The organism is Micromonospora sp. R77, from assembly GCF_022747945.1.
Taxonomy (GTDB): Bacteria; Actinomycetota; Actinomycetes; order Mycobacteriales; family Micromonosporaceae; genus Micromonospora.
The window spans coordinates 5,328,572-5,348,547 of sequence record NZ_JALDST010000001.1 but is presented as its reverse complement, the minus strand read 5'-3'; the positions used below and the strand labels follow the sequence as shown (position 1 = coordinate 5,348,547).

At 76.8% G+C, this 19,976-nt stretch carries 3 protein-coding genes and 4 pseudogenes; all 7 read right to left on the bottom strand.

Translation table 11 applies throughout. From position 1 onward, the window contains the following. Positions 1-42: 42 nt before the first annotated feature. Positions 43-8,889, bottom strand: a pseudogene (locus MRQ36_RS34610) (beta-ketoacyl synthase N-terminal-like domain-containing protein); the annotation flags it as partial. A 126-nt stretch (positions 8,890-9,015) separates the two neighbouring features. Next, positions 9,016-9,096, bottom strand: a pseudogene (locus tag MRQ36_RS34605) (acyl carrier protein); the annotation flags it as partial. Continuing rightward, a complete protein-coding gene (locus tag MRQ36_RS34070; protein WP_308194982.1) occupies positions 9,060-9,959 on the bottom strand; it encodes an SDR family NAD(P)-dependent oxidoreductase in 900 nt (299 codons plus the stop codon). The gene MRQ36_RS34070 and the pseudogene MRQ36_RS34605, both read right to left, overlap by 37 nt. Positions 9,960-10,262: 303 nt before the next feature. Next, positions 10,263-13,592 carry a type I polyketide synthase gene (locus MRQ36_RS24945; RefSeq protein WP_374251189.1) on the bottom strand — a complete coding sequence of 1,110 codons (3,330 nt, stop codon included), beginning with the start codon at positions 13,590-13,592 and terminating at the stop codon, positions 10,263-10,265. A 281-nt stretch (positions 13,593-13,873) separates the two neighbouring features. After that, positions 13,874-13,993, bottom strand: a pseudogene (locus tag MRQ36_RS34600) (acyl carrier protein); the annotation flags it as partial. A gap of 393 nt (positions 13,994-14,386) precedes the next feature. After that, positions 14,387-14,851, bottom strand: a pseudogene (locus tag MRQ36_RS33480) (ketoreductase domain-containing protein); the annotation flags it as partial. A 186-nt stretch (positions 14,852-15,037) separates the two neighbouring features. Next, a complete protein-coding gene (locus MRQ36_RS24935; protein ID WP_242799188.1) occupies positions 15,038-19,906 on the bottom strand; it encodes a type I polyketide synthase in 4,869 nt (1,622 codons plus the stop codon). Positions 19,907-19,976 lie beyond the last annotated feature (70 nt).

Genomic DNA, 19,976 nt, shown 5'->3' with positions numbered 1-19,976 from the left:
GTCACCGGCGTACCGGCTGCGCAGCAGGGCCACCAGGTCCAGCGGCGTGGGGTGGTCGAAGACCAGGGTGGCCGGCAGGGTGAGCCCGGTCGCCGAGGTGAGCCGGTTGCGCAGTTCGACCGAGGTGAGCGAGTCGAAGCCGAGGTCCTTGAAGGCCCGCCCGACGTCGACGGCCTGCGGGTCGTCGTGGCCGAGGACGGTGGCGACCGCCGAGCGGACCAGGTCGTGCAGGGCGGCGTCCCGCTCGGCCGGCGGCATCTTCCGCAGCTGCTCGCCCCCCCCACCGGTGTCGGGGTCGGCGTCCCGGTCGGCCGCCGGCCAGGCGCCCGCTGGGCGGCCGGCGGAGTCGGCGAGCAGGGCCGGCACCGGGCGGCGGCTGACTGGGCTGAAGCGGTCCCAGTCGACGTCCGGCGACGGTCGGCACGGTCTCGTCGTGCTCCAGCGCCTGGCGCAGCGCCGCCCGGGGCCCGCTCCGGCGGCATCACCAGCACGCCGCGTCGGCGCCAGGTGCTCCTCGGCAGCCGGGTCGGCGGCCATGCCGCCGCCGCCCCAGGGCGCCCAGGCGACCGAGGTGGCGGTCCGGCCGCGGTCGCGCCGGGCCTGGGCGAGGGCGTCGAGGTGGGCGTTGGCGGCGGCGGCCGCGCGCCCTGCCCGCCGCTGCCCCAGACGCCGGCGTTGGAGGAGAAGAGCACGAACGCGTCCAGCGGCTGGTCGGCGAGGAGGTCGTCGAGGTGGGTCGCACCGAGGGTCTTGGCGGCGAGCACCTCGGCGCACTCGCCGAGGCTCATCTCGGTCAGGGCGGTCGCCTGGACCACCCCGGCGGCGTGCACGACGGTCCGGATCTCGTCGCCGGCGTCCCGCAGCCCGTCGAGCAGCCCGGCCAGGGCGGCCTTGTCGGCGACGTCGCAGGCGGCGACGGTGACCCGGGGCGCCGAGCGCGGTGAGGTCGCCTCGAGCTCCCGGGCGCCCGGCGCGTCCAGGGCCGCGCCGGCTGGTGAGCACCAGGTGTTCAGCGCCGGCAGTGGCCAGCCACCGGGCCACCCAGGCGCCGATGCCGCCAGTGCCGCCGAGCTCGCCGGCGTGCCCGGCGGCTTGCCGTTGCCGGCGGGCGAGGTTGATCGCCGAGCAGGGTAGGCGCAGACGGTGGCCGACCACCCATGAAGGCGGTCACGGTCCAGGTCCTCGTCGGCGGCGGCCCGCGAGCACCTGGCGCAGCCGGCGCGCGACCGGTTCGTCGACGGTGGCCGGCAGGTCGACCAGGCCGCCCCAGCGGTCGGCGTGTTCCAGGCCATGACCCGGCCGAGGCCCCAGACCTGCGGCTGGGCGGTGCCGGTGAGGGTGTCGCCGGGTGCGGCGGCGACCGCCGACCGGGTGGCGAGCCAGAGCGGCGCGTCGAGGGCCGCGTCGGCCGCGGCCTGGGCGAGCAGCAGGGTGGCGGCCAGTCCGGCGGGCACCGCCGGGTACGCCGGGTGCGGCCGTTCGTCGAGGGCGAGCAGGGAGAGCACCCCGTCGAGCGGGCCGGTCAGCAGGTCGGCGAGGCCGTCGCGGCCGACGGTGCCCGGGTCGACGGCCACGGTCCGGACGTCGGCGTCGGCCAGCGCACCGGTCACCGCGGCGCACCAGGACGGGTCGACGCCCTCGGGGGTGAGCACCAGCCACGTGCCGGTGGGCCCGCCGGGCCGCTCGGCGAGCGCCCGCCAGGTGATCCGGTAGCGCCACGAGTCGAGGGTGGCCGCCTCGCGCCGGGTCCGCCGCCAGTCCGACAGGGCCGGCAGGACGTCCGCGAGGGCGGTGGTGTCGACGCCGAGGGTGGTGGCGAGGCCGTCGAGGTTGCGCTGCTCCACGTCGGCCCAGAACGCGTCGTCGACCTCGTCGCCGGAGCCGGTCGCCGGGTCCACGACCGCCGGGCGGGGCCAGAACATCCGCCGCTGGAACGGGTAGGTCGGCAGCGCCACCAGGTCACCGTCGACCACGCTGGTCCAGTCCACGTCGGCACCGGAGACGTACGCCTCGGCGAGCGAGGTGAGGAAGCGGCGCGGGCCGCCGTCGTCGCGGCGCAGGGAGCCGCCGACGTACACCCGGCCGGCGGTGACGGCGAGGTGGTCGAGGGTCTCCCGGACCGGCACGGTGAGCACCGGGTGCGGGCTGAGTTCGACGAAGGTGCGGTGGCCGGCGGCGGCGAGGGTCCGCACGGCCGGGTCCAGCAGGACCGGTTGCCGCAGGTTGCGGAACCAGTAGTCGCCGTCCAGCTCGTCCGGTCCGACCCAGTCCCCGGTGACGGTGGAGAGCATCGGGATCTGCGGCGGGCGGGGCGCGGTGGGGGCGAGCAGGGTGTGCAGCTCGTCGCGGATCCGGTCGACGTGCGCGCCGTGCGAGGCGTAGTCGACCGGGATGCGGCGGGACCGGACCTGCCGGTCGTCGCAGCGTCGCAGCAGCTCGTCGAGGGTGGCCGGGTCGCCGGAGACCACCACCGAGGCGGGGCCGTTGACCGCGGCGATCGTGGCCCGGCCGTCGAGGTCGGCGAGCAGGTCACCGGCCGCGTCGGCGGGCAGCGCCACCGAGGCCATGCCGCCGTGCCCGGCGAGCGCGGTCAGTGCCTGGCTGCGCAGGGCGACGATCCGGGCGGCGTCGCGCAGGGTGAGCGCGCCGGCGACGCAGGCCGCCGCGATCTCGCCCTGGGAGTGGCCGACCACCGCGTGCGGGCGTACCCCGTGGTGCTGCCAGAGCGCGGCGAGCGAGACCATCACCGCCCAGAGCGCCGGCTGCACCACGTCGACCCGGTCCAGGCCGGGGGCGTCGGGGGCGCCGCGCAGCACGTCGGTGAGGGTCCAGTCGACGAACTCGGCGAGGGCCTGCTCGCACTCGGCGAGCCGGTCGGCGAAGACGGGTGCGGCGGCGGCCAGTTCGGTGGCCATGCCGATCCACTGGGCGCCCTGGCCGGGGAAGACGAAGACGGTGCGGCCGGGGGCGCCGGCGGTGCCGGTGACGACGGCCGAGGAGTCCCGGCCGACGGCGAGCGCGGCCAGCCCGGCGGCCAGCTCGTCGCGGGTGCCGCCGACGACGACCGCGCGGTGCTCCAGCGCCGCCCGGGACACCGCGAGGGTCAGGCGACGTCGCGCAGCGGCAGGGCGTCGGGGCCGGTGACGGCGGGCAGCAGCCGGTCGGCCTGGTCGGTCAGCGCGGCCGCGGTCCGCCCGGCCAGCAGCCACGGTACGACCGCCGGCCGCCCGGTCGGGGAGTCGGCCCGTCAGGTTCCGGCGCGGTCGGCCCGTCGGGTTCCGGCGCCTGTTCCAGGATGGCGTGGGCGTTGGTGCCGCTCACGCCGAACGCGGACACCCCGGCCCGGCGGGGCCGGTCCCCGGCCGGCCACGGCTGCGCCTCGGTGAGCAGCCGGACGTCGCCGGCGGCCCAGTCGACGTGCCGGGACGGGGCACTGACGTGCAGGGTGGCGGGGAGCGTGCCGTGGCGCAGCGCGAGCACCATCTTCAGCACCCCGGCGAGGCCGGCGGCGGCCTGGGTGTGGCCGATGTTCGACTTGACCGACCCCAGCCAGAGCGGCCGGTCGGCGGGGCGGTCCTGCCCGTACGTGGCGAGCAGGGCGTGCGCCTCGATCGGGTCGCCGAGGGAGGTGCCGGTGCCGTGCGCCTCCACCGCGTCGACGTCGCCGGTGGCGAGGCCGGCGTTGGCGAGGGCCTGCCGGATCACCCGCTGCTGGGCGGCGCCGTTCGGGGCGGTGAGCCCGTTGGACGCGCCGTCGGAGTTGACGGCGCTGCCGCGCAGCACGGCCAGCACGGGGTGGCCGTGCCGGCGGGCCTCGGAGAGGCGTTCCAGCAGGACGACGGCGGCGCCCTCGCCCCAACCGGTGCCGTCGGCGTCGTCGGAGAACGCCTTGCACCGACCGTCCGGGGAGAGCGCCCGCTGCCGGCTGAACTCGACGAACACCCCGGGGGTGGTCATCACCGTCGCCCCGGCGACCAGCGCCGCGCTGCACTCACCGGCGCGCAGCGCCTGGCTGGCGAGGTGCAGCGCGACCAGGGAGGCGGAGCAGGCGGTGTCCACGGTCAGCGCCGGCCCCTCCAGCCCGAACGCGTACGCCAGCCGCCCGGAGAAGACGCTGGCGGCGCTGCCGGTGGCGACGTAGCCGGCGAGGTTCTCCGCCGAGTTGTGCAGGGCGGCCGGGTAGTCCTGGCCGTTGGTGCCGGCGAAGACGCCGATCCGGCTGCCGCGTACCGAGCGGGGGTCGACGCCGGCCCGTTCGAATGCCTCCCAGGAGCACTCCAGCAGCAGCCGCTGCTGCGGGTCCATGGCGAGCGCCTCACGCGGGTTGATGCCGAACAGGTCGGCGTCGAACGCGCCGACGCCGGGCAGGAAGCCACCCTCCCGGGCGTAGCTGGTGCCCTCGTGGTCGGGATCCGGGTGATAGAGCGAGTCGGTGTCCCAGCCCCGGTCGGTGGGGAACGCGGACATCGCGTCGGCGCCGTCGGAGAGCAGCCGCCACAGCTCTTCGGGGGTGTAGACGCCACCGGCGAAGCGGCAGCTCATGCTCACCACGACGATCGGGTCGTCGGATTGGTCGCCGCCGGTGGCCGCGACGGTCTCCGTGGACCGGGTCCCGGCGAGTTCGTGCAGCAGGTGCCGGGCGAGCGCGTCGGCGGTGGGGTGGTCGAAGACCAGGGTGGCCGGCAGCGCCAGGCCGGTCAGCGTGTTGAGCCGGCCGCGCAGATCGAGGGCGAGCAGCGAGGTGAAGCCGAGCGCCGACAGGGGCGCCTCCGGCTCGACCGGCGCGATGGACGCGTGACCGAGCACGTCGGCGATCTGGGTGCGGACCGCCTCCAGCACGGCGGCGTGCCGGCTGCTGGGGTGCAGGGCCAGCACCTCGCGGCGCAGGGCGGCGTCGTCGTCGGCCGGCGCGGTGCGGTCGGTGGGGTCGGTCAGCTCGGCGAGCAGCGGCCGGGCACCGGCGGCGGTCAGCCGGGCCCAGTCGACGTCGGAGACGACCACGCAGGGGGCGTCCCCGGCGAGGTGCCGTTCCAGCGCGGCGAGGGCGGGTGCGGCGTCCATCGGCGCCAGCCCGCTGCGCCGGAGCTGGTGGTGAGGTGTCCGGTGGCGGCCATGCCGGTGCCGGCCCACGGTATCCCAGGCGACGGAGAGGGCCGGTCGGCCGGCGGCGTGCCGGGCCTCGGCGAGGGCGGTCAGGGCGGCGTTGGCCGCCGCGTACCCGGCCTGGCCGACGCTGCCGAGGAACAGCAGGGAGGAGAAGAGCACGAACGCGGTGAGGTCGCGGTCGGCGAGCAAGGTCGTGCAGGTTCACCGCGGCGGTCACCTTGGCGGCCCGCACGTCGGCCAGTTGCGCCGGGTCCATGGTGTGCAGCAGCCCGTCGTGCAGGACGCCGGCGGCATGCACCACCGCGTCGACGCGTACCCCGTCGGTGTCCAGGCCGTCGAGCAGGCGCGGCGAGGGCGGCGCGGTCGGCGGCGTCGCAGGCGGCGACGGTGACCCGAGCGCCGGTCGCGGTGAGTTCGTCGCGCAGCGCGGCGGCGCCGGGCGCGTCCGGGCCCGCGCCGGCTGGTCAGCACCAGGTGGGCGGCGCCGCGGGCGGCCAGCCAGCGGGCGACGTGCCCGCCAACCTTGATGCCGCCGGTGACCAGGACCGTGCCGCCGCGCGGCCAGCTCTGCGGCGCGGCGGCCGGCGGGGTGTGCCGGACCAGCCGCCGGGCGTACGTGCCGGCGGGGCCGGACCGCGAGCTGGTCCTCGCCGCCTGCGCCGGTGAGGAGGGCGGTGAGGCGGTCGACGTCGCGAGGCCGTGGGCGACGAGGGGGCAGGTCGACCAGGCCACCCCAGCGGTCGGGGTGTTCGAGGGCGGCGACCCGACCGAGGCCCCAGGCCGCGGCGAGGTCGGCGCGGGGCGCTTCCGGGGTCGGTGTCGACGGCCTGGACGGCGCCGGTGGTGACGTACAGGGTGCGGTGACGGCGGCGTCGCCGAAGGCCTGCGCCGTCCCGGCGAGCGTGCCGGGCACCGCCGGCCTTCGCCGGCCGACGCGCCGGCCAGCTGGAGTACGCCGGCCGCGTCGGCGTGTCCGGCGAGCCGGGCGGCGAGGACGGTCCGGTCGGTGTCGGGGTCGACGGTGAGCGGCACGGGGGTGGCGCCGGCGGCGCGCAGCCGGTCGGTGACCGTGGTGACCAGGTCGGGGTCGGCGTCGGTGGGGGTGAGCAGCAGCCAGCGGCCGGTGAGCCGGGCGGCAGTCGGGCCGGCGACGGGTCGCCAGTCGACGCGGTAGCTCCACCGTCCGGTGGGGTCGGGGGTGCTCCAGCCCTGCAGCCAGTAGCGCTGGTGCTGGAACGGGTAGGTGGGCAGGTCGACGACGCGCGCACCGGTGGGGGCGTGGAACGCCGCCCAGTCGACGGGGCCGCCGTCGGCCCAGAGCCGGGCGAGGGCGGTGACGGCGACGCCGGCCTCCGACCGGTCCCGCCGCAGCACCGGTACGGCGAGCACGTCGGTGCGGGTCTCCTCGATCGCGGCGACGAGGCTCGCGTCGGGGCCGAGTTCCACGAACCGGGTGACGCCGAGTTCGGCGGCCTTCTCGACCGCCGCCCCGAAGGTGACGGTGCCACGCACCTGGTCGGCCCAGTAGCCGGCGGTGAACTCCTCGACCGGCTCGCCGGTGAGCGTGGAGACGATGGGGATGCGCGGCTTGCGCAACTCGACCGCCTCGGCGGCCGAGGTGAACCCGGCCAACATCGGGTCCATCAACGCCGAGTGGAACGCGTGACTGACCGTCAACCACCGGCCCTGCCGCTCCGACAGACCTGCCGCGACCTGTTCCACGGCCTCCCGGGTCCCGGAGACGACCACCTGGCCGGGCGCGTTGACGGCCGCGATCGACGCGCCGTCCACCAGCAGCGGGGTCACCTCGTCCACGGTGGCCCGGACCGCCCACATCGCCCCACCCGACGGCAGGGCCTGCATCAACGACGCCCGCGCCGCCACCAGCCGGCACGCGTCCGGCAGGTCCAGCACCCCCGCGACGTGCGCGGCGGCGAGTTCACCGATCGAGTGACCGATCAGGTAGTCCGGCGTGACGCCCCAGGATTCGAGGAGCCGGAACAGCGCCACCTCGACCGCGAACAGCGCCGGCTGCGCCCAGCCGGTCTGCGCCAGGTCCGCCGCCGGGCGCGATTCGTCCCGCTCCCCCGCCGCGCCGTCGATCACCTCACGCAGCGGGCGGTCCAGCAGGGTGTCGAACTGCGCGCACACCTCCGACAGGGCCGCGTCGAAGACCGGGAACACCGCCGCCAGGTCGCGGCCCATGCCGAGCCGCTGACCACCCTGACCGGAGAACACGAACGCGGTCAGCCCCTCCCGGGCCGTCCCGGAGACCACCCCGGCGCTCGGCACGCTCTCCACCAGCGACGCCAGACCCGACCGCAACTCGTCGGTGTCCGCGCCCAGCACCACCGCCCGACGGACCAACGCCGACCGCGTCGTGGCGAGCGAGAACGCCACGTCGACGGCCGAGCCCGGCACCCCCGACGCCAGTTCGGCCGCCAGCGCCGCCAGGGCGGCCGGCGACTTCGCCGACAGCGCCCACGGCACCATCGGCAGGACCACGTCGGCGACGGGAGCGGCGACGCGGTCGTCCGGGGCCTCCTCGATGATGACGTGCGCGTTGGTACCGCTGATGCCGAACGCGGACACGCCGGCCCGGCGGGGTTCCGCGCCGCGCGGCCACGGCCGCGTCTCGGTCAGCAGCTCCACCGCACCCGCCGACCAGTCCACGTGCGACGACGGCGTACCGACGTGCAGGGTCCGGGGCAGCGCCTCGTGCCGCAACGCGAGCACCATCTTGATCACACCGGCGACACCGGCGGCGGCCTGGGTGTGGCCCAGGTTCGACTTGACCGACCCGAGGAGCACCGGCCGGTCGGCGGGACGGTCCTGCCCGTACGTGGCGAGCAGCGCCTGCGCCTCGATCGGGTCGCCGAGCCGGGTGCCGGTGCCGTGCGCCTCGACGGCGTCCACGTCGGCGGTCGACAGGCCGGCGTTGGCGAGGGCCTGCCGGATCACCCGCTGCTGGGCGGGGCCGCTCGGCGCGCTCAGGCCGTTCGACGCGCCGTCGGAGTTGGTGGCGCTGCCCCGGACCACGGCGAGGATCCGGTGGCCGTTGCGGCGGGCGTCGCTGAGGCGCTCCAGGACCAGGACGCCGACGCCCTCGCCCCAGCCGGTGCCGTCCGCGTCGTCGGAGAACGCCTTGCACCGGCCGTCGGCGGCCAGGCCGCCCTGTCGACTGAACTCGGTGAAGCTGTCCGGGGTGACCAGCACGGCCACCCCGCCGGCCAGGGCCAGCTCCGACTCGCCGGAGCGCAGTGACTGGCTGGCCCAGTGCAGCGCCACCAGCGACGACGAGCAGGCCGTGTCCAGGGTGACCGCCGGGCCCTCCAGGCCGAGCGTGTAGGCGACCCGACCGGAGACGACGCTGGTGGCGTTGCCGACCAGCAGGTGCCCCTGCACCTCCTCGGGGATCTCCGGGCCCACCCCGTACCCCATGTTGTTGCCGCCGATGAAGACGCCGGTGCGGGTGCCGCGCAGCGCGCCCGGGTCGATGCCGGCGCGTTCGACGGCCTCCCAGGCGGCCTCCAGCAGCAGCCGCTGCTGGGGGTCGGTGGCCAGCGCCTCGCGCGGGCTCATCTCGAAGAACGCGGCGTCGAAGCCGGTGGCGTCGGGGACGAAGCCGCCCTCGGCCACGCCGGCGACGCTGGCCGGCCAGCCCCGGTCGAGGGGCAGCGGCGACAGCGCGTCGGTGCCCGCCGCCAGCAGCCGCCACAGGTCGTCCGGTGACCGCACGTCGCCCGGGTAGCGGCAGCTCATCCCGATGATCGCGATGGGTTCGTCGATGGCGGTGCCGCCGGCCTCGGCGGGGTCCGGTCCGTCGGGTCCGCCGAAGAGTTCGGCCCGCAGGTGGGCGGCGAGCCGGCGCGGCTGGGCGTGGTCGAAGACCAGGGTGGCGGGCAGCCGCAGCCCGGTCACCGCGCCGAGCCGGTTGCGCAGCTCGATCGCGGTCAGCGAGTCGAACCCGAGTTCCCGGAACGCCCGGCCCGGGTCGATGCCGTCGGCGGCGTCGTGGCCGAGCACGGCGGCGGCGTGGGTACGGACCAGGTCGAGCAGTTCGCGGGTCTGCTCGGCGGCGGAACGGTCGGCGAGCCGCCGGCGCAGGCCGTCGTCGCCCGCCTCGGCACCGGCGGCCGGGCCGGCGCTGTCCAGGGCGCGGCGGACCTCGGGCAGTTCGTCCAGCAGCGGCCGGGGCCGGGCGGCAGTGAAGGTCGGCGCGAACCGGTCCCAGTCCAGGTCGGCGACCACGGTGGTCGCCGCGTCGCCTCCACGGCCCCGCTGGCGCAGTCCAGCGCCAGGGCAGGCGGCATCGCCCGGACGCCCCGGCCGGTCAGGTGGCGGGCCATGCCGGCGTCGGCGGCCATCCCCGCGTCGGCCCACGCGCCCCAGGCCACCGCCAAGGCGGTACGACCTCGGGAGCGCCGGTCCTCGGCGAGCGCGTCGAGCCAGGCGTTGGCGGCGGCGTAGCCGGCCTGACCGCCACTGCCCCACACGCCGGCGCTGGAGGAGAAGAGCACGAACGCGTCCAGCGGCCGATCGCCGAGCAGGTCGTCGAGGTGGGCGGCGCCGAGCACCTTCGCGGCGAGCACGTCCTCGAGGTCGGCGACGCCGGTGTCGGTGAGCGGCTGGTACTGGCCCACGCCGGCCGCGTGCACGACGGCGGTGAGCGGGTGCCGTTCCCCGATGGTGTCGAGCAGGCGGGCGAGGGCGTCCCGGTCGGTCACGTCGCAGGCGGCGACGGTGACGTCCACGCCCGACGCGGTCAGCTCGGCCCGCAGCTCCGGTACGCCGGGCGCGTCCGCACCGCGCCGGCCGGTCAGTACGAGGTGCTGGGCGCCCTCGGTCGCCAGCCAGCGGGCCAGGGCGGCACCGATGCCGCCGGTGCCGCCGGTGACCAGGACGGTGCGCGCGGCTGCCAGCGGCGGACCGGGCGGTCCCGGCCGGCAGGTGGGTGAGCCGCCGGACGAAGGTGCCAGGCCGCGCAGCGCAGGCTGGTCCTCGCCGCCGTCGGCGAGGGCCGCGGCGAGGCGTTCCCGGCCGCGGGCGTCGAGGCGGGCGGGCAGGTCGACCAGGCCGCCCCAGCGGTCGGGGTGTTCGAGGCCGACGACCCGGCCGGAGTCCCAGGCGGCGGCCTGCGGCAGCGGCAGGACCGGTCAGCAGGTCCGATGGCGACGGCGTCCGGGTGGCGATCCACACCCGGGCGGTGCTGCCGGTGTCGGCGAGGGCCTGCACCAGCGCGACCGTCGCGGCCAACCCCACCGGCACGGCCAGGTACGCCGGGTGCAGGCGCTCGTCCAGGGCGGCGAGGCTGAGCACGCCGACGGGTGCCGCGTCGAGCCGGCGAGCAGGTCGATGACAGCGCGGCGCAGGTCGGTGTCGCCGTCGGGGAGGACAGGGTGTGCATCCGCGCCGTGCCCGGTGAGGGCGTCGACCACGTCGGCGGCCAGCTCGTCGTCCCCGCCGGCTGCGGGGCGGACCAGCAGCCAGCGGCCGGACAGGGCGGGCCGGGTGCGGTCGCCGCCGCGGGGCCGCCAGGTCACCTGGTAGCGCCAGGCGTCGGCGGTGTGCTCCGCGCGCCGCTGGCGGTGCCAGCGGGCCAGGGCGGGCAGCACCGGGTCGAGCACGGTGGTGTCGGTGTGCAGCGTGGCGGCGAGCGCGGTGGCGTCGGCGCGGTCGACGGCCGCCCAGAAGTCGTGGTCCCCGGTGTCGGTGGTGACCGGGGTCGGCTCGTCGGTGTCGAACTCGGGCCAGTAGCTCTGCCGCTGGAAGGGGTAGGTGGGCAGGTCGACGACCCGGGCCCCGCCAGCCGGGAAGGCCGCCGTCCAGTCGACCGCCACGCCGCGGACCCAGGCCGCGCCGAGCGAGAGCAGGAACCGGTGCGCGCCGCCGTCGTCGCGGCGCAGCGAGCCGACCACGCACGGGTCGTCGCCGCCCGGCGTCGCCTCGCGTACGGTCTCCTCGACGGCGGTGGTCAGCACCGGGTGCGGCGACGCCTCCACGAACGTGCCGTAGCCGTCGGCGGCGAGGGTGCGGATCGCGTCGGCGAAGCGCACCGGCTCCCGCAGGTTCCGGAACCAGTACCCCGCGTCCAGCGTGGACGGGTCGACCACGGCGCCGGTCACCGTGGACACCAGCGGCACCCGACCGGCGAGCGGGCGTACGGGGGCCAGGTCGCGGAGCAGGTCGTCGCGGAGGTCCGCCACGGCCGGCGAGTGGGACGCGTAGTCCACCGGCACGAGGCGGAACCGCACCTCCCGGCGTTCGCACTCGGCGCCGACCCGGTCGAGGGCGGCCCGGTCACCGGAGAGCACCACCGAGGCGGGTCCGTTCACCGCCGCGACGTGGACGTCGTCGTACCCGGTGATCAGCTCGTCGACGGCGGCCACCGGCAGGGCCACCACGGCCATGCCGCCGCCACCGGCGAGACTCGCCACGGCCCGACTGCGCAGGCACACCACCCGGGCGCCGTCGGTCAGCGAGAGCGCACCGGCGACGCACGCCGCCGCGATCTCCCCCTGCGAGTGACCCACCACCGCCGCCGGCCGCACCCCGAACGACTCCCAGAGTGCCGCCAGGGACACCATCACCGCCCACGACGCCGGCTGCACCACATCCACCCGGTCCAACGACGGCGCACCGGGAGCCTGCCGCAGCACATCGGTCAGCGACCAGTCCACGAACTCCGACAGCGCCGTCTCACACTCGGCCAACCGCGCCGCGAACACCGGCGACGCCTCGGCCAGCTCCACGCCCATGCCGGCCCACTGCGCCCCCTGACCCGGGAACACCAGCACCACCCGACCCGGGGAGCCGGACACCGCACCCGACACCACACCGTCGGCCGGGAGCCCGTCGGCGACCGCCGCCAGGCCGGCGGCGTCACCGTCGAGCACCACGGCCCGGTGCTCGAACGACGACCGCGACGTCAACAACGACCACCCGACGTCCACCGGATCGGCCGACAGCCCGGCCAGGGCCAGGGCCTGGCCCCGCAGGGCCGCCGAGGACCGCCCGGAGAGCACCCACGGCGCGGCCGACGCCGACAACACCCGCGCCGGCTCCGCCGTCGGAGTCGCCGGCTCCTCGACCGGGGCCTCCTCCACGATCACGTGGGCGTTGGTGCCGCTCATGCCGAAGGCCGAGACACCGGCGCGGCGCGGCCGGTCCGCCGTGGCCGGCCACGGGTGGTCCTCGGTCAGCAGCCGTACCGCGCCGGCCGACCAGTCCACGTGCGAGGTGGGGGTGGTCACGTGCAGCGTGCGGGGCAGCAGCTGGTGCCGCATCGCCAGGACCATCTTCATCACCCCGGCGACGCCCGCCGCGCCCTGGGTGTGGCCGAGGTTGGACTTCACCGACCCCAGCCAGAGCGGCCGGCCGTCGGTGCGTTCCTGCCCGTACGTGGCGAGCAGCGCGCGCGCCTCGATCGGGTCGCCGAGGGTGGTGCCGGTGCCGTGCGCCTCCACCACGTCGACCTCGGCCCCGGCGACGCCCGCGTTGGCGAGGGCCTGCCGGATCACCCGCTGCTGCGCCTTGCCGTTCGGGGCGGTCAACCCGTTCGACGCGCCGTCCTGGTTGGCCGCGCTGCCCCGCACCACGGCGAGGATCCGGTGCCCGTTGCGCCGCGCGTCGGACAGCCGCTCCACCAGCAGCAGCCCGACGCCCTCGCTCCAACTGGTGCCGTCGGCGTCGTCGGAGAACGCCTTGACCCGGCCGTCCGGCGCCAGCCCGCGCTGCCGGCTGAACTCCTGGAAGGTGGACGGGCTGGCCATCAGGGTGGCGCCGCCGGCCAGCGCCAGGGAGCACTCCCCCGAGCGCAGCGACTGCACGGCCAGGTGCAGCGCCACCAGCGACGACGAGCAGGCGGTGTCCACGGTGACGGCGGGGCCCTCCAGCCCCAGCACGTACGCGATCCGGCCGGACGCCACGCTGGCCGCGCTGCCGGTCGCCAGATAGCCGTCGGTGTCGATGCCGGACTGGGCCATCAGCGGGCCGTAGTCCGCGCCGGTAGCGCCGGTGAAGACGCCGGTGGCGGTGCCGCGCAGCGACGTCGGGGCGATCCGGGCCTGTTCCAGGGTCTCCCAGGCCACCTCCAGCAGCAGCCGCTGCTGCGGGTCCATGGCGAGCGCCTCGCGGGGCGAGATGCCGAAGAAGCCGGCGTCGAACTGGTCGGCGTCGTGCAGGAACCCGCCCTGGGCGACGTACGTGGTGCCCCGGCTGTCCGGGTCGGGGTCGAGCAGCGTGTCGAGTTCCCAGCCGGGCCGGGCCGGGAACTCGGTGACCGCGTCGACGCCGCCGGTGAGCACCTGCCAGAGCTGCTCGGGGTTCGTCACCCCGCCGGGGAACCGGCAGCCCATGCCGATGATCGCGACCGGCTCGTGCGCGACCTGCTCCAGCCGCTGGTTGCGCTGCTTGAGCCGTTCGTTGTCGCGCAGCGCGGCCCGCAGGGCCTCGACCAGCTTGTCGGGAGCAGTGGTCATGGTCAGTTCTCCCGTGCGTCGGTGCCGGCACCGAGCGCCAGCTCGATGAGGTCGGCCACGTTCATGTCGTCGATGCTCTCCGCGCCGTCGTCCGGCCCGGCGGTGGTCGGCTGCTCGCCCGTGGTGGCCAGTTCGAGCAGCGCGTCGAGCAGGCCGGTCTCGCGCAGCCGGCTCAGCGGGATGGTCCGCAGCGTCGCCCAGGTGGCCGCCTCCTCCGCGCTCTGCGGCGGGGCCTCCGTGCCGGCGCCGAAGAGCCGGGTCACCAGATAGCGGGTGAGCTCGGGGAACGTCGGGTGGTCGAAGACCAGGGTGGTGGGCAGCTTCAGGCCGGTGACCGCGGAGAGCCGGTTGCGCAGCGCCACCACGGTCAGCGAGTCGAAGCCCAGCTCGCGGAAGGGCCGGTCGGCGTGCATCTCCGCGACCGAGGCGTGGCCGAGGGCCACGGCGGCCTCCCGGCGTACCCGGTCGAGCAGCACCCGCTGCCGGTCCGCGTCGGCCAGCCCGGCCAGCTCGCGGACCAGTTCCGGCTCGCCGACCTCCTCGGCCTCGACCGCGTCGGCGTCGGCCAGCGCCTGCCGGGCGTCGGCGACGCCGAGGATCAGCGGCCGGTGCCGGGCGGCAGCGTACGCGGGCGCGAAGGTCTTCCAGCCGATGTCGGCGACGATCAGCTCACCGTCGCCCCGGGCCACCGCGTCGGCGAGGGCGGCGACGGCCAGCTCGGGGTCCATCGGGCGGTTGCCGAGCCGGCGCAGCCGGGCGGCGGTGCCCTCGTCGACCATGCCGCCGCCACCCCAGGCGCCCCAGGCGACGCAGACCACCGGCACCCCGGCGGCCCGCCGTTCGGCGGCGTACGCGTCGAGGTAGGCGTTGGCCGCGCCGTAGCCGACCCGCCCGCTGTCGCCCCAGGTGCCGGCGCCGGAGGAGAAGAGCACGAAGGCGTCCAGGTCCAGCCCGGCCACGTGCTCGGTGAGGTGCCGGGCACCGGCCACCTTCGGGCCGAGCACGCCCGCCAGCTCCGCCGTGGTGAGCTCGTCGATCGGCACCTCCCGGCCGCTGACCCCGGCGGCGTGCAGCACCGCCCGGATCGGCGGACCGTCGACGGCGACCTTCGCGAAGAGCGTCGCCACGGCGTCCGGGTCGGTGAGGTCGCAGGCCACGACGCTCACCTCGACACCGAGGCCGATCAGCTCGTCCTGCAGGGCGGCCGTTCCGTCGGCGGCCACGCCCCGGCGGCTGACCAGCACGATCCGGCCGGCGCCGGAGCGGGCCGCCCAGCGGCCAGGTGCCCGCCGAGCGCTCGGTGCCGCCGGTGATCAGCACCGTGTCCAGGGCTGCCACGGCACCGCCGGCCCTCGCCCAGGGCCCGGACCAGCCGGCGGGCCAGCACGTCGCCGTCGCGTACCGCGAGGTGTTCCTCGCCGGTGGTGCCGGTGAGCAGCGCGCAGAGCCGCTCAGCGCCGTCCCGGTCGAGGACGGCGGGCAGGTCGACCAGACCGCCCCAGCGGCGCGGCAGTTCGAGGCCGAGGCGGTGCCCGCAGCCCCAGAGCAGCGCCTGCGCCGGGTGGCGGGGCGGGTCGTCGGGGCCGGTGCCGACCACGCCGCAGGTCGCCACCCAGACCGGGGCGTCGACCTCCAGCGCGGTGAGGGCGCGCACCACGGCCAGGGTCAGGGTCGAGCCCGACCGGCACCACCGGGTGCCGGCGGTCCGGGGTCTCGTCGAGGCCGGTGAGGCAGAGCAGCCCGGCGAGGGGCCGCTCGGCGGTCGCGGCCCGGACGGCGTCGCGCAGGGTGTCGTCCGGGTCGGTGGCGGCGACGGGCAGCTCCACCACGTCGGCACCGGCGGCGGCCAGCGCGCCGGTCACCGCGTCGACCAGCTCGGCGACACCCGACCGGTCCGCGGGCCGGGCGACCAGCCAGCGGCCGGTGAGCGCGGGCGGTTCGGCGAGCCGTACCGGCACCCAGTCGGTGCGGTAGCGCCAGCCGTCCAGCACGGAACGGGTGCGCCGGCCGGTGTGCCAGCGGGACAGCGCGGGCAGCACCGTCTCCACCGCCTGCCGGTCCAGGCCGATCCGGTCGGCCACGGCGTCGCTGTCCTGCCGCTGCACCGCCTGCCAGAACTCGACCTCCTGCGGGTCGGCGGCCACCTCCGGCGCGGGGTCGTCGAACTCGGGCCAGAACCGGCGGCGGTCGAAGGCGTACGTGGGCAGCGGCACCCGGCGCGCGCCGACGCCGTCGTACGCGCGGGTGAAGTCGACCGGCGCCCCGGCGACGTACGCCTCGCCGAGCGACCGGAGGAACCGGGCCAGCCCGCCGTCGCCGCGCCGCAGCGAGCCGACGGCCGCCACCTCGTGCGCGGTGTCGGCGAGGGTCTCCTCGATCGCGCCGGTGAGCACGGGGTGGGCGCTGACCTCGATCAGCGGCCCGAAGCCCTGCCCGGCCAGCGCCCGGACGGATTCGGCGAACCGCACCGGCCGGCGCAGGTTCTCGAACCAGTACCCGGCGTCCAGCGGCGCCTCGTCGACCCAGTCGGCGGTGACGGTGGAGAAGAACGGCACCCGCGGCGGGGTGGGGTCGATTCCGCCGAGCACCCGGGCCAGGGGTTCCCGCAGCTCGTCGACATGCGCAGAGTGGGAGGCGTAGTTGATCGGCACCCACTTGGTGCGGACGCCCCGGTCCCGGCAGTCGGCGATGAGCGCCTCCAGCGCGTCCCGGTCGCCGGAGGCGACGACGGCACGGGGACTGTTCACCGCGCCCACCACCACCCGGCCCGCGTACGGGGCCAGCAGTTCCTCGATTCGCTCGGGGGACACCTCGACCGACACCAGCCCGCCGCGCCCGGCGAGGGCGGTGACCTCGCGCCCGCGCAGGCAGACCACGCGGGCGGCGTCGCGCAGGGACAGGGCCCCGGCGAAGCAGGCGGCGGCCATCTCCCCCTGGGAGTGCCCGACGACCGCGGCCGGTTCGACGCCGTACGAGCGCCACAGCTCGGCCAGCGAGACGGTGACCGCGAGGGTGGCCGGTTGGACCACGTCGTCGCCGGCCAGGTCGGGGGCGCCCGGCGCCTGGCGCAGCACGTCGGTGAGCGACCAGTCGACGAACTCGGCCAGCGCGGTCTCGAAGCGGGCGATCGAGGCGGCGAAGACCGGCGCGCTGTCGATCAGGTCGGCGGCCATGCCGGCCCACTGGGAGCCCTGGCCGGGGAAGACGAAGACGGGTCGGCTGGCCGGCCGGGCCACGCCCTCGACCAGGTTTCCGGCGGGTTCGCCGTCGGCCAGGGCGCGCAGCCCGGCCCGCAGTTCGTCGGCGTCGGCACCGACCACCACCGCCCGGTGCTCGAACGCCGACCGGGTGGTGACCAGGGAGTGTCCGACGTCGACCGGGTCCAGGTTGGCGACGGCGGGCAGCAGCCGGGCCGCCTGGGTGCGCAGCGCCGGCAGGCCGGGCGCGGAGAGCGTCCAGGCCACCGCGGCGGGACGCGCCCCGCGGGCCGGCGCGGTGGGGGTGTCGCTGGCCTGCTCCAGCACCAGGTGGGCGTTGGTGCCGCTGATGCCGAACGAGGACACGGCGGCGCGGCGGGGCCGGCCGGTCTCCGGCCAGTCCCGGTTGTCGGTGAGCAGCCGCACCGCCCCGGCGTCCCAGTCCACCCGGGACGACGGCGCGTCCAGGTGCAGGATGCGGGGCAGCACGCCGTGCCGCATGGCCAGCACCGTCTTGATCACGCCGGCCACACCGGCCGCGGCCTGGGTGTGCCCGAGGTTGGCCTTGAGCGCGCCGACCAGCAGCGGCGCGTCGGCCGGCCGGTCCTGCCCGTACGTGGCGATCAGGGCCTGCGCCTCGATCGGGTCGCCGAGCGGCGTACCCGTGCCGTGCGCCTCGACCGCGTCGACGTCCGCGGCGGCGAGCCCGGCGTTGGCCAGCGCCTGGCGGATCACCCGCTGCTGGGAGGGGCCGTTCGGCGCGGTCAGGCCGTTGGACGCGCCGTCGGAGTTGACCGCCGAGCCGCGGATCACGCCGAGCACCTGGTGGCCGTGCCGGCGGGCGTCGCTGAGCCGTTCCAGCAGCAGCAGGCCGACGCCCTCGCCCCAGCCGGTGCCGTCGCCGCCCTCGGCGAACGGCTTGCAGCGGCCGTCGGCGGCCAGCCCTCGCTGGCGGCTGAACTCCAGGAAGACCGTCGGGGTGGACATCACGGTGGCACCGCCGGCCACGGCGAGGCTGCACTCCCCCGACCGCAGCGCGTTGACCGCCCAGTGCATCGCCACCAGGGACGACGAGCAGGCGGTGTCGACGGTGACGGCGGGGCCCTCCAGCCCGTACGTGTAGGCGATCCGGCCGGAGGCGACGCTGCCGGCGCTGCCGTTGCCGAGGTGCCCTTCGAGGTCGTGCCGGCGGCCGTGCAGCAGCACCGGGTAGTCGGTGTACATCAGGCCGACGAAGACGCCGGTGGGGCTGCCCTTGAGCGAGCGCGGCGGGACGCCGGCCCGCTCGAACAGCTCCCAGGAGCACTCCAGCAGCAGCCGCTGCTGGGGGTCCATGGCGAGCGCCTCGCGCGGCGAGATGCCGAACACGGTGGGGTCGAACTGGTCGGCGGCGGTGAGGAAGCCGCCCTCCCGCACATAGCTGGTGCCGGGCCGATCGGGGTCCGGGTCGTAGAGCGCGTCGACGTCCCAGCCCCGGTCGTCGGGCATCGGCACGACCGCGTCGTCGCCCCGCAGCACCAGCTCCCACAGCTGTTCCGGGGTCTCCACGCCGCCGGGCAGCCGGCAGGCCATGCTGACGATCGCGATCGGCTCGTCGGTCGCGCCGACCGGGGCCGGCGCGACGGCGGGCCGCTCGTCGGCGGCGGCGTCGCCGGTGAGGGACTCCAGGTGCCGGGCCAGCGCGGCCGGGGTGGGCTGGTCGAAGATCAGCGAGGCGGGCAGCCGGATGCCGGTGGCCCGGCCGAGCTCGTTACGCAGCTCCACCGCCATCAGCGAGTCGAAGCCCAGCTCGGAGAAGGCCCGGTCGGGGTCGATGCCGGCCGGCGAGGGGTGCCGCAGCACGGCCGCCACCCGGGCCCGGACCAGGTCGATCATGCGGGCCGGTCGGGCGGCCGTCCGGGTGCGGGCGGCGGGCGTCCGGACCAGGCCGCGCAGCAGCGCGGGCAGTGCCTGCCGGCCGAGTTGCCCGCGCAGCCGGCCGAAGTCGAGCGCGAGCGGCACCAGAGCCGGCCCGTCGTGGCGCAGCGCGAGGTCGAACAGGGCCAGACCGTCGGGGCCGGTCAGGCTGAGCACCCCGATGTTGCGGGCCCGGGCCAAGTCCACCTCGGTCAGGCCGCCGACCATCCCGTCGTCGCCCTCCCACAGGCCCCAGGCGAGCGAGATGGCGGGCCGTCCCTGCCGGCGGCGCCGGTCGGCGATCGCGTCGAGGCAGGCGTTGGCGGCGGCATAGTTGCCCTGCCCGGGGCCGCCGAAGGTGCCGGCGGCGGAGGCGAAGAGCACGAAGGCGGCCAGGTCCAGGTCGCGGGTCAGCTCGTCCAGGTGCAGCGCCCCGGCGACCTTCGGCCGCAGCACGGCGTCGATCCGCTCGGGGGTGAGCGACTCGACGATGGCGTCGTCGAGGACACCGGCGAGGTGGACGACCCCGGTGAGCGGGTGCGCGGCGGGCACGGCGGCGATCACCCGGGCCAGCGCCTCCCGGTCGGCCACGTCGCAGGCGACCAGGGTGACGTCGGCGGGCAGGGCGGCCAGCTCGGCCGCGTCGGCCGACTCCGCGCCGGAGCGGCTGGTCAGCAGCAGCCGACGGACCCCGTGCGCGGCGACCAGGTGGTGGCAGAGCGCCCGGCCGAGCCGGCCGGTGGCGCCGGTGACCAGCACCGTGCCGTCCGGGTCGAAGGGGGTGCCGGGGACCGGGTCGGTGACCGGGACGCGGGTCAGGCGGGGGACGTACCAGCGGCCGTCCCGGAGCGCGAGCTGCGGTTCGTCGGTGTCGCGCAGCCAGCCGGGCAGCTCCGCGTCGTCGACGGTGTCGACCAGCACGAACCGGTCCGGGTTCTCCGACTGGGCGGAGCGGACCAGGCCGGCCACGGCGGCGGCGACCAGGTTGGCGTCGCCGGTGTCGTCGAGCAGCCGGGCGGCCCAGCGGGTGCGCAGCACCAGCCGGCCGTCACCGGCCGGCGCGGCGAGCAGGTCCTGGAGGGTGGCGAGGGTGCGGTGCAGGGCCACCCGGACGGCCTCGTACGGCTCGTCGGGCAGCGGGCCACCGCCGGGCAGGTCGCGCACCTCGGGCGGAGTGGCAGTCGACTCCCCGGCCCGGTGCTCCTGCCAGCGGACCTCGAACACCATGTCCCAGTGGCGCCGGTCGGCGGCGCCGGACCGTCGGCGAGCAGGCGCAGCGGCAGCGACTCCACCGACA

Excerpts from the sequence above, each read along its gene's own strand:
- MRQ36_RS24935 (WP_242799188.1), bottom strand. The coding sequence starts at position 19,906 with ATGGTGTTCGAGGTCCGCTGGCAGGAGCACCGGGCCGGGGAGTCGACT.